The 16,115-nt window shown below is 38.8% G+C and carries 6 protein-coding genes; all 6 read left to right on the top strand.

Annotated elements, in window-relative coordinates; translation table 11 throughout:
- The first annotated feature begins 96 nt into the window (after positions 1-96).
- The 6 genes from ABJH98_RS01305 to ABJH98_RS01280 all read left to right on the top strand — a co-directional run bounded on the left by ABJH98_RS01305 (position 97) and on the right by ABJH98_RS01280 (position 15,721).
- Complete coding sequence (locus ABJH98_RS01305) at positions 97-4,239, top strand: two-component regulator propeller domain-containing protein (RefSeq protein ID WP_348305803.1); 4,143 nt, start codon at positions 97-99, stop codon at positions 4,237-4,239.
- A 166-nt stretch (positions 4,240-4,405) separates the two neighbouring features.
- Positions 4,406-7,525: a TonB-dependent receptor gene (locus ABJH98_RS01300; RefSeq protein WP_348305802.1), complete on the top strand. Its 3,120-nt coding sequence runs from the start codon at positions 4,406-4,408 to the stop codon at positions 7,523-7,525.
- Positions 7,526-7,547: 22 nt separating this feature from the next.
- Positions 7,548-9,062: a RagB/SusD family nutrient uptake outer membrane protein gene (locus ABJH98_RS01295; RefSeq protein WP_348305801.1), complete on the top strand. Its 1,515-nt coding sequence runs from the start codon at positions 7,548-7,550 to the stop codon at positions 9,060-9,062.
- An 83-nt stretch (positions 9,063-9,145) separates the two neighbouring features.
- Entirely contained in the window at positions 9,146-12,466 is a 3,321-nt protein-coding gene (locus ABJH98_RS01290; RefSeq protein WP_348305800.1) for a VCBS repeat-containing protein, read from the top strand.
- Positions 12,463-14,676 (top strand): CRTAC1 family protein, encoded by a 2,214-nt coding sequence (locus ABJH98_RS01285; protein WP_348305799.1) that lies wholly within the window; start codon positions 12,463-12,465, stop codon positions 14,674-14,676. Before ABJH98_RS01290 ends, ABJH98_RS01285 begins: the two co-directional genes overlap by 4 nt.
- Entirely contained in the window at positions 14,660-15,721 is a 1,062-nt protein-coding gene (locus ABJH98_RS01280; protein WP_348305798.1) for a family 16 glycosylhydrolase, read from the top strand. Before ABJH98_RS01285 ends, ABJH98_RS01280 begins: the two co-directional genes overlap by 17 nt.
- Positions 15,722-16,115 lie beyond the last annotated feature (394 nt).

Raw genomic sequence — 16,115 nt, 5'->3', positions numbered from 1 at the left:
TGCTAGGCATATCTCTCAATGAGCAGGGGTAATTGTATCAGGGGTAGGCTGGTGTAAAATATTATTGAAATATTTACATCTATTAATGTGAGCGGTATGAGAAAGTATAAGTTACTAATGTGGGTGCTAGTCTGGCACAGTTTTGCTTGCTTGGGTCAAAACCGAAGTAGCAAGTTCATTTCTATCAAAGCGGAGTTGTCACAAAACACAGTGGCCTCCATTGTTCAGGATCATAATGGATTTTTGTGGATAGGCACGCGCAATGGCCTCAACCGATACGACGGTATCAATATGACTTCGTACGAATATGATGGGTCTGATACTACGAGTTTGAGCAATGACTATATTCGATTAGTTTTCGAAGATTCAGACAATCAATTGTGGGTGGGTACAATGGGCGGAGGTATCTGCTTATACAATGAGGATTTAGATTCTTTTGAAAGATTCCATGTACCAGGAATGCCAGCTTATCTTAAAAAAGCCAGTGTCAAGTCCTTCTTGGAAGATGAGTTTAATAATATTTGGTTTGGCACGGAGAAGTATGGCCTTCATTATTATAATAGAACCACGGGAGAAATCAAGTCTTATCAAAAGAACCTGGATGATCCTTTTAGTATTTCAGCCAATCACATTACTGGCATTGTAAAAGATAATATTGGAAATCTCTGGATATCTACATGGGGCGGAGGTATGAATCTATTTGACCACAATAGTCAAAGGTTTATTGTTTATAAGCACGATAAAGACAAGCCAGAATCTATAGCGTCTAACATCATTAGAAAACTTTACAAAACTAAGGAAGGTGATATCTGGCTAGGTACCCATGGTGGATTGGATAAATTAGAGTATCACGAAAGTGGCAGATTTGTTTTTCATCATCAAAAGTTGGATACAGAATTAGGAAAGTCAGGCACACGAGTTATACTTTCGATTTTGGAGGACGATAGCAATCAACTGTGGATTGGCACAGAAAATGGAGGTTTGAATGTAATTAGCCTAGAGACAGGAAATTCAATCCTATACACTTTTGACCCGCGTCGAGAATACTCACTTCAGAATAATTCTATTTGGAGTTTGTATCAAGATAATACTGGAATCATATGGGTGGGGACATTCAATAAGGGAATTTTCAAGATAGACCGAAACGCCAGCAAATTCGAACACTTCCAGCACAATCCACACTTTTCTAATTCCCTGAGCAACAATGCAGTGAGCTGCTTTGTAGAGGATAAACTTGGCAATGTTTGGATAGGAACTGATGGAGGAGGTTTGAACTACTGGAATGTGAAAAAAAATACATTCAAGTCATTTACCACAAAGGACAAATCAAATCCGATCTCTAAGGATGCTATTTTGTCTCTGCTTTTAGACAGTAATGAAAACTTGTGGATTGGTACGTGGGATGGAGGAATAAACCTGAAAAGAAAAGGATCTGACAAATTTGAGAGGTTCACATTAGATCACCCACTGAATTCGAGTCAAGGATTTGAAAATGTTTTCGCTATCCATGAAGATAAAAAGGGCCGAATTTGGTTTAGCGCTTTTAGAGATGGACTTTTCGCTTATGATCCATCCGATAGGTCCTTCATTGGATTCAACCATGACAGCGATAATCCACATAGCATTAGTTCGGACTATGTACGTGCTATTATGGAAGATAAAAATGGCACACTTTGGATAGGAACAGAGGGGGGAGGTTTGAATCAAATGTTTGAAACTAATGGCCAATATAGTTTCAAAAGATACATGACCGATGAGAACAATGATAAAGGGATATCAAGTAACACAGTGATTTCTCTAATGCAAGATCAGGAGGGTATTATTTGGGTGGGTACATTTTCAGGCTTGGACCGATTAGACTCTAAAAAAGAAGAATTCACCAAAATTGGAAAAAAGCAGGGATTGCCTAACGAAGTGATATATGGAATAGAGCAGGATGAAAAAAAGAATCTTTGGTTAAGTTCTAATAGAGGGTTGTCTAAATATGATCCAATTTCTGGTGATGTTCAGAACTATAGGAAAGCTGATGGCCTACAAGGCATGGAGTTTTTCAAAAATTCGAGCTATACATTAAGCTCTGGAGAAATGCTTTTTGGTGGAGTAGATGGCTTCAACAGATTCAGACCAGATCAGATTAAAAAGAATACTTATGAGCCAAAAGTGTTTTTTAGTGATTTCCGATTGTACAATCAGTCTGTCAAAGTGGGAGAAGATTCGCCTCTCAAAAAGAATATTCGAAAAACTGAGAAGATCAATCTTAATTACGATGAGAATGATTTCAGTTTTGAGTTTGCTGTGCTAAGCTTTTCACAAACCTCCAAAAATGAATATGCCTTCCAGTTGGTAAATCATGACGAAGGATGGCAAAAAGTCGGTAATCGTCGCGAAGCTTATTACACCAATGTTCCACCAGGATATTATGTATTCAAGGTAAAAGGGACTAACAATGACGGAATATGGAGTAGTCATGAGTCCGCTGTAGAAATTGTAATTTCCCCGGCATGGTACAGTACTTATTGGGCCTACTCCTTATATATAGTCATCATCACCGCTTTATTGGTTTGGGGAATTCAAACGATCGTGAATCGCGAAAGATTGCAGACTCAGTTGCATGTAGAGCACATGGAGTTATCCAAAATGCAAGAATTAGATGAAATGAAATCCAGCTTCTTTGCCAATATCTCTCATGAGTTTCGTTCGCCACTTACATTGATACTTGGACCACTCAAAGCCATGTATGATAATGTGGAATTCAGCAGCATCAAGGAGCAAGTCAGTATGATGATTCGTAATGCTGAAAGTTTACTCAATTTGATTAACCAGTTGTTAGAGCTTTCTAAGCTAGAATCAGGAAAAATGAGACTTGAAGCGGTAGAGCAAGATGTCTGTAAGTTTCTCAAGCCAGTCATTCATTCTTTTTCATCTTTTGCCGCAAGAAAAAACATTAGTTACAAAGTAACTGTACCGAAGCATGAGATTGCTCTGTTTTTCGATAGAGAAAAACTAGAAAAAATAGTTGTAAACCTACTTTCAAATGCTTTTAAATACACTGCTGAATTCGGGCATGTCGAATTTGAACTGGTAGAAGATAAAGGTCAGGTAACACTGATTGTTAAAGATGATGGTATTGGAATCCCTGAAGATGAGATGGAATATATCTTCAACAGGTATTACCGAGTAAGAGATGCTAAAAATAAGAAGAGCAAAGGTACAGGAATCGGACTGTCATTGACCAAGGAATTGGTTGAGCTGCATAGAGGCGTGATTGACTTGGAAAGCAAAGAGAATGAAGGCTCGGTGTTTACAGTCTTCCTTAAGAAAGGTACTGATCACTTAAATCCTGAAGATTTTTCTAGCCCGGGATCAGAATACCAATACGAAAATCAAGAACTTTTCAAATCTGACCAACAAGCCAATGCCCAGCCTTTGGCAGAAAGCTTAGAAAGCTTAGAGGATCAGGAGAAGCAGCCGTTGATATTGGTCATAGAAGACAACAATGATATCAGAGGGTACATAAAACAAATCTTGGAACCTGATTATAGAGTGATCGAAGCTGACAATGGCATGGATGGCTCAGAGTTAGCGCTGGAGCGCATTCCTGATTTGATCATCTCAGATATTATGATGCCAAGCCTAGATGGGTTTGAGGTCTGTAAAAAAGTAAAGAACGACACCAAGACCAGTCATATCCCAGTGATTCTACTTACCGCAAAGGCATCCAATGATAGCGCTCTCGAAGGATTTGAAAAAGGAGCTGATTACTATATCACCAAACCTTTCAATCCAAAATTACTTGCGCTGAGAGTACGTAACGTACTCAATATTCATGATCATATCAAAAATAACATTCTTAATAGAAAAACGCTCAATATCGAACCTTCCAATGTAAAGATCGCTTCACGTGACGAGGATTTTATTAAAAAAGCGGTCAAGATTGTGGAGGACAATATGTCCAATTCAGAATTCTATGTTGACGACCTAGGTAGAGAGCTTGGCTTGAGTAGAATGCAATTGTATAGGAAATTGAAGGGGCTGATCGGCCAGTCAGCAAATGAATTTGTTCGATCCATAAGACTTAAAAGAGCAGCACAGCTCATACGTCAAAATCAACTAACCATCTCTGAGATTACCTACCAGGTAGGTTTCAATGATTTGCAGTATTTTAGAGATTGCTTCAAAAAACAATTTGGGGTAAATCCTTCAGAATATGCAAGTGATACTGAGGAAAAAGCATCGTAAAATCGCTGTTTCAAGTGTTTAAACACTATTTGAAACAATTACCATCCGCCTTTGTGATAAATGCCCAACGCAAGTAGGGTTTGTATTTAAGAAGTTTGAGTATCAATTTTTATTAAAACTATTCACTAAAATCAAAAAATTGAAAGGCATGATAAAACTTAGACAAATGAAGATCAGACTGCAAGGTCTGATGAAAATGTCTCTGATGCTGGTAGCGCTAATTTCATTTAGCGCTCAGGCTCAGAACAGAACAGTAACCGGTAAGGTTACTTCCGTCACTACAGGAGAGTCCCTCCCAGGAGTGAGTGTATTAATTAAGGGTACGGCCAATGGAACCGTGACTAATTTGGAAGGTGAGTATACGCTATCTGTAAATTCAGATAGTGATGTATTAGTTTATTCTTTCATCGGTATGAAACCGATAGAGATGTCAGTAGGTGGGCGCTCAACTATTGATATCAAAATGGAAGATGACGTTACTTCCTTAGAAGAAATAGTGGTCGTAGGATACGGTGAGCAGAAGAAAAGTGTTTTGACTGCAGCTATTTCTAGTGTAAAAGCAGAAGACTTGGCCAACTTCTCTGCTGGTTCTGTTGATCAAGCTTTACAAGGAAGAATGTCCGGTGTTCAAATCACACCAAGTTCTGGATCACCAGGGAGTGGCTTCAATATCAAAATTAGAGGTGCGGGCTCTAATGGAAGTACTCAGCCCTTGTATATTGTAGATGGGATGAGAATGGAGTTTATCGATTATCTTGATCCGTTCGAAATTCAATCCGTCGAAGTGCTAAAGGATGCAGCCTCTGCAGCTATTTATGGTGCTGAGGGAGCAAATGGTGTAGTATTGGTTACTACTAAAGAAGGAAAAGACGGAGCAGGCCAGATTAGTTACGATTTTCAGTATGGAGTTCAAAATTTCAATTCCAAATTGGAAGTAATGAATCTTCAACAATTTGAGGAGTACAATGCTGAAGCTGGTATTAACAGAGATCCGAATGAGCAATTACCTTCAACGGGAACAGATTGGGTAGACGAAATATTCCAGTCTGCTGCCATGCAGAGACATTCGATTACATTTTCTGGCGGTACGGATAAGACTACTTATTTAATTGGTGGTAACTATTTTACTCAAGAAGGTATTGTAGGTGGAGAACAGGCCAAATTTGATCGTCTGTCATTAAGATTCAATATGAAGCATCAGGTGAATGATTGGTTAGAGGTTGGAAATAAATTCTCTTTCGCACAATTCAATCGTTCTTCGATTCAAGAAAACACTGAATTTGGTAGTATCGTACAAAGTGGTATATTGATGGATCCAGCCACGCCTGTGGTGTATAACAATGGATTACCTTCTTGGGTACTGAACAATACGGACTACGGAGTTCAAAATTATCCAGTGGATGACAATGGAAAATACTACGGTGTATCTACACTCATGCAAGGAGAAATGGCCAATCCCGTTGCACGGATGAATCAGTCTCACGGAGGATTAAACCAAAATCTTTTTTCAGGATCTGGTTATGCAAAAATTAGTCCTTTAAAAGGATTGAACATTACTTCAAGAATTGGTTTGTTTATTGGGAATGGAAAAGATCGTTCATGGACGAACTCTTATTTCCTCAACCCTAGAGCCATTGGAACTAATGGTGTTTCTCAAACCATGTTTGAAAGAATTAATTACCAGTGGGAAAACTTTGCCTCTTATGATATTAATGTAGGAGATCATAAAGTTAACATAATGGGTGGTACTTCTATTTATAGTAAGGAAGATTCATATGTATCTGGCTACGGAGCACCTCTTTTGAATGAGATAGAGGAATTGGCTTATTTAGATGCTGTTCCTGATCCACAAAGCAATACTATCGCCAACGGTAACTCACAGTTGGAAACATTGAATTCTTATTTTGGTAGAATTCAGTACAACTTTAAAGACAAGTATCTTTTAGGTGTAACTATGAGAGCAGATGGATCTTCACTATTGGCTGAAGGAAAGCAGTGGGGATACTTCCCTTCTATATCTGGGGGATGGGTTTTGTCTAATGAAGACTTCTTTTCTGCAGGCCCATTGAATTTTATGAAAATAAGAGCGAGTTGGGGTATCAATGGTAGCTTATCTAATGTAAATCCTGGTGAGTCTTTGGCAAAAGTATCAGCTGGCTTTATTTATACGGATGACTTAGGCAATTTCCAAATTGGAGCTGAGCCAACAACAGTAGCCAACCCAGACTTAACATGGGAGACTACCACACAAACAGACATCGGTATTGACTTTGGATTCTTTGATGACAAGTTTACAGGTACTTTTGACTATTTTATCAAGACTACAGAAGATCTATTGGTACCAGGAACGCCTCCATCATTTGTAGGTAATCCTGCTGGACTCGTTAACAATGGTACAGTAGAGAACAAGGGTATTGAGTTAGAATTAGGATACCAGGATGAATCTGGTCCTCTTAAATATGCGATTGATTTAAACTTTACTAAAATTAACAATAAGGTTACTGAGGTTGATCCAAACAAAATTTATGAGCGAGGAGCTAACATCGGTATCGATTGGAATAGTGCTACCGCCATGCAAGAAGGTAAGCCAATCTGGTTTTTCAGAGGCTATGAAACAGCAGGAATCTTCCAGGATCAAACGGAAGTTAATGCTTACACAAGTGGTGTAAGTGGATATACGCCTGAGCCTGGAGATCCGATCATAGTAGATCAATTGACAGTAGATACAGATGATGATGGTGTGCCAGATGCGACTGATGGAATGATTTCTGAAGCAGATTTTGTTGAAATAGGTTCTCCTCACCCTGATTTTATGTTAGGTGCAAGGGTTAAATTAGAATACAAAGGATTTGATTTTCAAGTCTTTGCTCAAGGCTCTTTCGGTAACGACGTGATCATGGGCTTCAACAGATCAGATAGAATCGAATCTAACAAGCCTTCATTCTTTTATGAAGATAGATGGACAGAATCTGGCAGTACAAATAGCTGGTTTAGAGCTGGAACTGCTACTCAGGCATATACAAGTGATCTAATGGTTTTTGATGGGTCTTTCCTTAAAATCAGACAAGTACAATTGGGTTATAATTTACCAAAATCCTTGATTGGAAACATCGGAGTATCAAAAGTTCGAGTTTATGTGTCACTGGACAACTTCTTCACCTTCACGGATTACAAAGGGTTTGACCCTGAAGTGGGTGGAAGTAACACACCATCGAGTCTTGGAATTGATAGAGGCTCATATCCAGTGCCTAAGACATTCCTTACTGGTTTAACTGTACAGTTTTAATCAATATTAAAATTTTAATAAGATGAATAAGAAATTAGCAATATTAGGTATGGTAGGATTGATCATGACTGTAGTAGTTACAGCATGTTCAGACTTCCTAGACACCGATGTAAATGGCGTTTCTTCGATCGAGACTTTCTATCAGACCGATGAAGATGCTGAGTTGGCAATTATTGCCACCTATGATATTTTGACCTGGCACGAAAACAGCTGGGGTTGGGCAAGTCCTACATTTATAAAAACATTACCTTCTGATGAAGGGACTTGTGGAGGAGCTAACGATACGGATCAACCGCCATATCAGGCATTGGATGATTACGAATGGGATGCAACAAATAACGCATTGCTTGGAACTTGGAACGTCAATTATTATGGTGTATTTAGAGCCAATATGGTAATTGAGAACATCGTTCCTGACAATGACTTGAAAAAGAGAATTGTCGCTGAAGCAAAAGGATTAAGAGCATTCTTCTATCTGGAGCTTGTGACGCAGTTTGGAGATTTGCCATTGGTATTGACAGGATTGACGCCTGCCGAGTACAATCAGGCAAGAGTATCTACTGCTGCCGTATATGAGCAGATTGAAACTGATTTGACTGAAGCAATACCAGATTTACCTACAAAAGCACAATATGCTGCTGGCGATAAGTTTAGAGTTTCTAAAGGTGTAGCTTATTCTATTTTAGGTAAAGCTCAATTGTACCAAGGAAAGTATTCAGAAGCAATTAATTCATTTAATAGCGTGACTGGCTATAGTTTGGAACCCAATTATGCTGACGTATTCGTAGAAAGTGGTGAGTTCGGTGTAGAGTCCATCTTTGAAGCTTCATACTCCTCTTTAGGTAAGTCAAATTGGGATAATTACCCTTGGGGGTCAAGACATGAAGATAATATACATATCCAATTGATGGGTCCAAGATCAGGAAACATAGATGGATTAGGTATGCTTGGAGGTTGGGGGTTCAACTACCCTTCTGAAAAGATGGCTCAGGCTTTCATAGACGAAGGAGATACTGAGCGATACAACGCTACCATTCTTTCTGAGGCTGATTATCTCACTATTTCTGGAGATACTGAATTCGATCCAAGTGCATGGTGGGATTACGATGGTTACTTCAGATTGAAGTATGGACCTTATACATCAGAAACAATCTTGACTGATCCTGCTTCTACGCCTGAGCTTAATTATGGCACGAATTGGAGATTGATTAGATATGCTGATATACTATTGTTGTTGGCAGAAGCTCATTATTTTGATAATAACGAAAACGCTGCTAGAACTGCTTTAAACGAAGTTAGATCAAGAGTTGGTCTTCCTGATGTAACTGCTTCAGGCAATGCTTTATTCAATGCGATTGTTAAAGAAAGACAATTAGAACTAGCTTTCGAAGGTCATAGATACTTTGATTTGGTACGTTGGGGACTCGCAGAACAAGAGCTTGGAAGTTTAGGATATACTGCTAAACATGCTGTATTCCCTATTCCAGCTTCAGAATTGGCTGCAGCGACTAATATGACGCAAAACGACGGCTATTGATTCGGAGTTTAAATATGAAATAAATTGTTGTTTACAAAGGCTACCTTTATGTGGGTAGCCTTTGTTGTTTTAAAACTGTTTTTATGAGAAGAATTTTTACACTTGCTGGCATAGTAGCTTTTTATATCACTTCCTGTACTACAACAACCAAAGAAAAAAATGAGAAGATTTTTGAAAGTATCGATCCTGAAGTATCTGGTGTAACTTTCTCTAACAACATCACTGTCAATGACTCTGTCAACTTCTTCAAATATGGCTATTTATATATGGGAGGCGGTGTATCTACTGGCGATATCAACAACGATGGGCTTGTTGACATCTATTTTACAGGAAATCAGGTGTCGAACAAGTTATATTTAAATAAAGGGAACCTTCAATTTGAAGACATTACAGAACAATCTGGTGTAGGCGCTGACGACCGTTGGATTACAGGTGTGTCTATGCACGATGTGAATGCTGATGGATGGCTAGATATGTATGTGTCGGTGTCTGGTATCTGGACAAGTACTAAAAACATTCTTTATATCAATCAGGGATTGAACGAAAAAGGGATTCCGACTTTCAAGGATGAAGCTGAATTACGTGGTGTAGCAGATGAAGGTAAAAGTATTCAAACCTGTTTTTTTGATTATGACCAAGATGGTGATATAGATATTTATGTTGCCAATTACGAAAAAATGTCTTTTGGAAGCTTTATCGCAGAATACAAACAAAAAGTGGATAATCCTGTACTAGAGACATCAGACCATCTTTGGGTCAACGACGGCAATGGTTACTTCACAGATGGTACAGTAGATGCGGGCCTCCTGAATTTCGGATTGGCTGTAGGTGTCATCGCCACCGATTTCAATAACGACAATCTCACTGATCTATACGTGTCGAATGATTTTAATACACCAGACAACTTCTATTTCAATAATGGAGATGGCACATTTACCGACCTAATCAAAGAAACTACCCAGCATACTGCCTTTTACGGGATGGGTGTAGATGCTGCCGATATCAACAACGATGGGCTCATGGATATTGTGCAGGTAGACATGACACCGGCAGACAATTTCCGATCTAAGGCCAACATGGCTAGTATGAACATTCCAGATTTCTGGAAAAATATTGCCGCCGGTTTTCATTATCAGTACATGTACAATACACTACAAGTCAATCAAGGCATCCGACCCAATGGGGAACCATTCTTTGCAGATGTGGCAAAGATGTCTGCAATTGATAAAACAGATTGGAGTTGGGCGGCTCTCTTTGCAGATTTCGACAATGATGGATTCAATGATTTGTATGTAACGAATGGAACTAGAAGAGATATTAATAATAAAGACTTTTTCAATTGGCTAGATCGCTTAGATATCAAAATGAAGGTGAAGTATGAAGAGCTTACTTTTAATGACTTGACAGAAAAACTACCTTCAAAAAAGGTGGATAATTACATGTTCAAAAATACCGATGGAAAGAGTTTCGAGAAATCAAATGCTGCATGGGGAATTGAATATGAAGGATTTTCTAATGGGGCTGCTTACGCTGACCTAGACAATGACGGCGATCTAGAGATAATAGTCAACAACATAGATTCTACCGCAAGTATTTTTAAAAACAATAGTATTGAAAATGCTCATGGTAATTTCTTGAAAATTAAACTCGTTGGGTCAGATCAAAACCCATTAGGGTTGGGAGCCAAAGTGAGAGTGAAAGTGGGGGATCAGATCTTCCTGAAAGAACAAACACTTGTGCGAGGCTATCAGTCTTCTATCGATCCCATCTTGCATTTTGGATTGGGAAATGCAATGAAAGTGGATGCCGTTGAAGTCATTTGGCCAAAAGGCAAAACTAGTCAGCATATGGAGGTGGCGTCTAATCAACAGATAAGCATTGCTATTGTAGATAGCCAACCAAGCCAAAAAGCAGAAGAGCAATCAAATCCAGCTTTTGAAGAAATGTCAATAGATGGATTGAATGTATATGAACATATTGAAAATGACTTTGACGATTACGAACATCAAATCTTATTACCACACATGATGTCCAGATTAGGTCCTGCTCTTGCGAAAGCAGATGTCAATGGAGATGGATTAGAAGATTTATTTATAGGTGGGGCTGCAGGTCAGCTAGCAGAGTTTTTTTATCAAAGAGTTGATGGTAGTTTTGAGAGGAAGCCTTTTCAATCATCAGAAGCTGTTTATGAAGATGTGTCTGCCACATTTTTTGACGCTGATAGTGATGGTGATCAAGATTTGTATGTGGTTAGTGGTGGAAATGACTTTGAGAATGGATCTGAATTTTATCAAGATAGGCTATATCTCAATGTGCAGGGTGTTATGACTCGCTCTGACGTAATTCCCGATTTTCTAATCAGTGGTAGTGTAGCAGTTGCTGAAGACTATGACGGCGATGGAGATTTAGATTTATTTGTTGGAGGACGTCAATCACCCAGAAGTTACCCACTACCAGTTTCCAGTATATTATTAGAAAACAAGTCCGAGAAAGGAGAAGTCAGATTTGAAATTTCCTCTCAAGAGGCTTTTGAGAATTTGGGTATGGTGACATCCGCAGTCTGGATAGATCTGAACCAAGACGGTATACAGGAGCTGATAGTAGTAGGAGAATGGATGCCTATCACAGTATTTGAGCAGTCGAGTGGCGAGTTTACAAATGTTACTGCTGATTATCAATTAGAAAACACAGTAGGCTGGTGGAATACCATTCAAAAAGCAGATTTTGATCAAGATGGTGATGATGATCTGGTAGCGGGTAATCTTGGACTGAATTACAAGTATAAAGCGAAACCTGAGAAGACCTTCGATGTGTATGCCAATGACTACGACGAGAATGGAAACCTTGATATTGTATTGGGTTATTACCAAGACGATCAACAATTTCCTGTCAGAGGTCTATCTTGCAGTTCAGCTCAAATTCCTGAAATTAAGAAAAAGTTTAAAAACAAATACAACGTCTTTGCAGAAGCGACACTCTCAGACATTTATGGAGATCAAAATCTAGGAGAAGGGATACATTACAAAGCGCAGGAATTTGCAAGTGTCTATATAGAAAATATTGGAGAAAGTCAGTTGGAGATGACCCGATTGCCTTTTGCGGCTCAAACTTCATCCCTCAATTCAATGGCAATTATGGATTATAACCAAGATGGAAACTTAGACATCGTAGCCGGAGGAAATAATTTTACTTCAGAAGTGGAAACGCCTAGAAACGACGCTTGTTATGGATGGCTATTGCAAGGTAACGGTCAAGGTCAGTTCACAACAATTGATTATGCTAGGAGTGGTTTTTATGTTCCTTTTGATATTCGGCATGTGATGAATATTCAAACGAATGATGGGAATATTACCTTGTTTGTTTCTAACTCTGGTCCACTCAAAGCTTTTCGTCAGGTGAAATGAGAATTAGAATTTGTATTATTTTTTTGATTGCACTGAATGCTTGTAAGCTGAATAATGACTCAAGAACTGCTTCAACAAAAGAAATGGCTGACGAGCTCAGTACCATAGCTGAGAAAGCTAAAGTTAGTGGTACTTATCCCTACTTTACTGATGGACTGATTAAAAAACTGAAATCAGGCTTGGTAGGATTACCATATACCATTCGCCAAGGCAATTGGTTGGATTACATGCTTATGCTTGTGTTGAAAGGTGATAATGAAGAATGCATCCGTCTCATTGATGAATATTATAGAGCTACTGGTGGTGAAGAAGTTAATCCTCAATCAATAGCCTTTCATAAAATTCGGGCATTGGCACTTCTTCGAAAGGGCGAAGTTGAGAATTGCATCAACAATCATTCTGGGCAGTCTTGCATTATGCCCATCAAAGGTGATGGCGTACATCAAATACTCGAACCTGTACAGCAAGCAATCATTGAGTATGAACAACTACTGAAATATGATCCCAATGACTTACAGTCAAAATGGTTTCTAAATTTATGTCATCAAGCCATTGGAACTTACCCAAAAAAGGTTCCAATTGAGTTTTTGATTCCACAGGAAGTATTTGAATCTGAAGTGGACTTTCCAGTTTTCAAGAATATCAGCATGGAGTTGGGAGTAGCTGTCAATAACCATGCAGGCGGAGCCAGCGTCGAAGATTTCAACAACGATGGTCTGCTCGATATATTTACTACTTCATATAGCTTGGGAGAGCAATCTCATCTATTTATAAATGACGGGCAAGGTGGATTCATGGATCAAACTGAGGCCTACGGTTTGATAGGCATGGTTGGCGGTCTTAACAATATTCACGCAGACTTCAATAACGATGGGCTGACAGACATCTATATTATGCGTGGTGCTTGGTTGGCCCAAAATGGTCAAATCCCAAATTCCTTATTGATTAATCAAAATGGAAGCTTCTCTGACAAAACCAAAGTTGCTGGATTATACGCTAAAGCTCCTACAGGATCAATTGCTGCCGCCGATGTCAATTTGGATGGCCATTTAGATTTGTTTGTTGGCAATGAAAGCAGGAGAGGCAGTAAAAATCCTTCGCAACTCTACATCAATCAAGGTGACGGTACATTCAAGGATTGGGCGCCGCAACTTGGGTTGGAAATCAATCAGTTCATTAAGGGAGCCGTTTGGGGCGATGTTAACAATGATAGGTTACCAGATTTGTATTTATCTATATATGGAGGCAAAAATTTGTTATATATAAATAGAGGGGGTACGGATATGGCTAACTGGTCCTTTGAAGAAGTTTCAATCAAAGCAGGAGTGAACGAGCCAATCATGAGTTTCACCACATGGTTTTGGGATTATAACCAGGATGGATATCAGGACATAATGGTTTTTGGCTATGATAATAATTATCCGCACCTCATTGCCAGTGAAGTTACCAAAGACTACATGGGAGAGCCTTTTGAAGGCGAAAAGCCAAGACTATATAAAAACAATGGTGATGAAACATTCACTGATGTTAGCAAGCAGGTCGGATTGGAAAAGTTATTGTATGTGATGGGAGGTAACTATGGCGATTTAAATAATGATGGCTATCCTGATTTTTATTTAGGCACAGGAGAATTTAACATCTGGGCATCAGTACCTAATCGTGCTTTTCTCAATGTTGGTGGAAACAAATTCGCGGATGTCACTACAGCAGGCGAGTTTGGCCAAATCCAAAAAGGCCATGGCGTAGCTTTTGGCGATGTGGACAATGATGGTGATCAGGATATCTACCATCAGGTAGGAGGTGCAGCAGAGAGTGATGTGTTCCAAAATATGCTTTTTCAAAATCCAGGCTTTCAAAATAATTGGTTAACACTAAAGTTGGAAGGCACGACTTCCAATCGTTCTGCCATTGGAGCAAAAATTGAAGTCCAAATTATTCTACCTTCTGGCGAACAAAGAAAGGTTTATCATTATGTTGGTACCGGAGGTTCATTTGGAGCAAATGCACTTCGAGCGGAAATAGGTTTAGCTGATGCCAAAAATGTTGTTCAGGTAATTATCGAATGGCCAGACATTGAAAAAACAAGACAGGTTATTAAAAACATTGAGATCAATCATTCCTATCGCATAAAACAAGGGGTTGAGCCTCAGATTCAAAATTTGAATTCTATAGAACTAAATTCAGAAACTACTCATGTACACCATCATTAGAATAATAGGTTTCATTTTTATTTCCCATTCACTATTAGGACAAGATGGTTTCGAATTGGTTTGGTCTGATGAATTCAACTACACAGGATTGCCTGATGAAAAAAAATGGAGCTATGATGTGGGCGATGGTTGTCCTAATGTTTGTGGTTGGGGTAATAATGAACTAGAATACTATACAGAAAAGAGACTTAAAAATGCTAGAGTGGAAGATGGTCATTTGATCATTACTGCCCTTAAAGAGCAGATGGGAACCAAAGAGTATAGTTCAGCCAGATTAGTGACGAGAGAGAAAGGAGATTGGAGGTATGGCCGTATTGAAGTTAGAGCTAAGCTTCCTTCTGGAAGAGGTACTTGGCCAGCCATCTGGATGCTGTCCACAGATTGGTCATATGGCGGCTGGCCAGAAAGTGGGGAAATTGATATCATGGAACATGTCGGCTTTGAGCCTAATAAAATATATGGTACAGTACATTCAAAGGCTTATCATCATTCTATCGGCACGCAAAAGGGAGGAGAGATTGCCATTGAAGATTGTGAAGATGAATTTCACACCTACGTGATAGAGTGGTCGCATGGCAAAATTGATTTCTATGTTGATGATATTAAATACTTCACATTCGTGAAAGAAACGGGTTCGGACAAGTGGCCATTCGACAAGAGATTTCATCTGTTGCTCAATATTGCTGTTGGAGGCAATTGGGGTGGAGTAGAAGGCGTAGATGAATCTGTCTTTCCACAGGAAATGAAAGTCGATTATGTTCGGGTGTATCAACTTGTAACTAATACAGGAAGTAAATTAGGTACAGGTGAATTATTGTTGGTGCCAAACCCCGCGGAAGCTGGACGCTTTTCTATCTATTCTACAAGCCTTGATTTAGGCGAAATTGAAATTTATAGTTTATCTGGAAAGAGAATTCCACATAATAAGTCCGTTCATGATCTAGGTGTAGATATAGATGTCTATTCTTCTAGTAGACAGATGGTCATGGTTGTGGTGAAAAATGATAGAAATACAAGATCGCTGGGTAAAATTCTAATCAACTAAAGTGCCTTCAGTTCGTGTTTGGTGGGATTCTGGATTATTCTAAAAATAATATTAACAAACTTTGCTTTTGTGCTTGGATTTGAAAGTAATAGTTCTCTATCTTTGCGTCCCGTTTGAGAGGAACGGGCTTCAGAAATGAAGAAATTGAAATGTTGAGGTAATGAATCTGACTTCTTTTGATGTTGATTTTTAGAGTTGAAATTAATTTTAAAAATTATCTGTAAAGAGTTTAGGAATTGAAAAATTAAGTTCATTATCTTTGCGTCCCGTTAAGGGGAAAGGGTATTGAAAGAGGTACTTTTTAGATTGACATGATGAGAGGTAGGATTAGGTTTTTGGCGTTGGATATTAGTGTTAAAAAATGTCGAAAGGCGAGCCTAAAAAACTTTTAAAA

It is taken from the genome of Reichenbachiella sp., assembly GCF_039969095.1.
Taxonomy (GTDB): domain Bacteria; phylum Bacteroidota; class Bacteroidia; order Cytophagales; family Cyclobacteriaceae; genus Reichenbachiella.
This window is presented reverse-complemented; position numbering and strand designations above follow the sequence as displayed.

Bases quoted from the DNA above. Each gene is read 5' to 3' on its own strand.
- ABJH98_RS01290 (WP_348305800.1), top strand. From the start codon at position 9,146: ATGAGAAGAATTTTTACACTTGCTGGCATAGTAGCTTTTTATATCACT.
- ABJH98_RS01295 (WP_348305801.1), top strand. From the start codon at position 7,548: ATGAATAAGAAATTAGCAATATTAGGTATGGTAGGATTGATCATGACT.
- ABJH98_RS01285 (WP_348305799.1), top strand. From the start codon at position 12,463: ATGAGAATTAGAATTTGTATTATTTTTTTGATTGCACTGAATGCTTGT.
- ABJH98_RS01280 (WP_348305798.1), top strand. From the start codon at position 14,660: ATGTACACCATCATTAGAATAATAGGTTTCATTTTTATTTCCCATTCA.
- ABJH98_RS01300 (WP_348305802.1), top strand. From the start codon at position 4,406: ATGAAGATCAGACTGCAAGGTCTGATGAAAATGTCTCTGATGCTGGTA.
- ABJH98_RS01305 (WP_348305803.1), top strand. From the start codon at position 97: ATGAGAAAGTATAAGTTACTAATGTGGGTGCTAGTCTGGCACAGTTTT.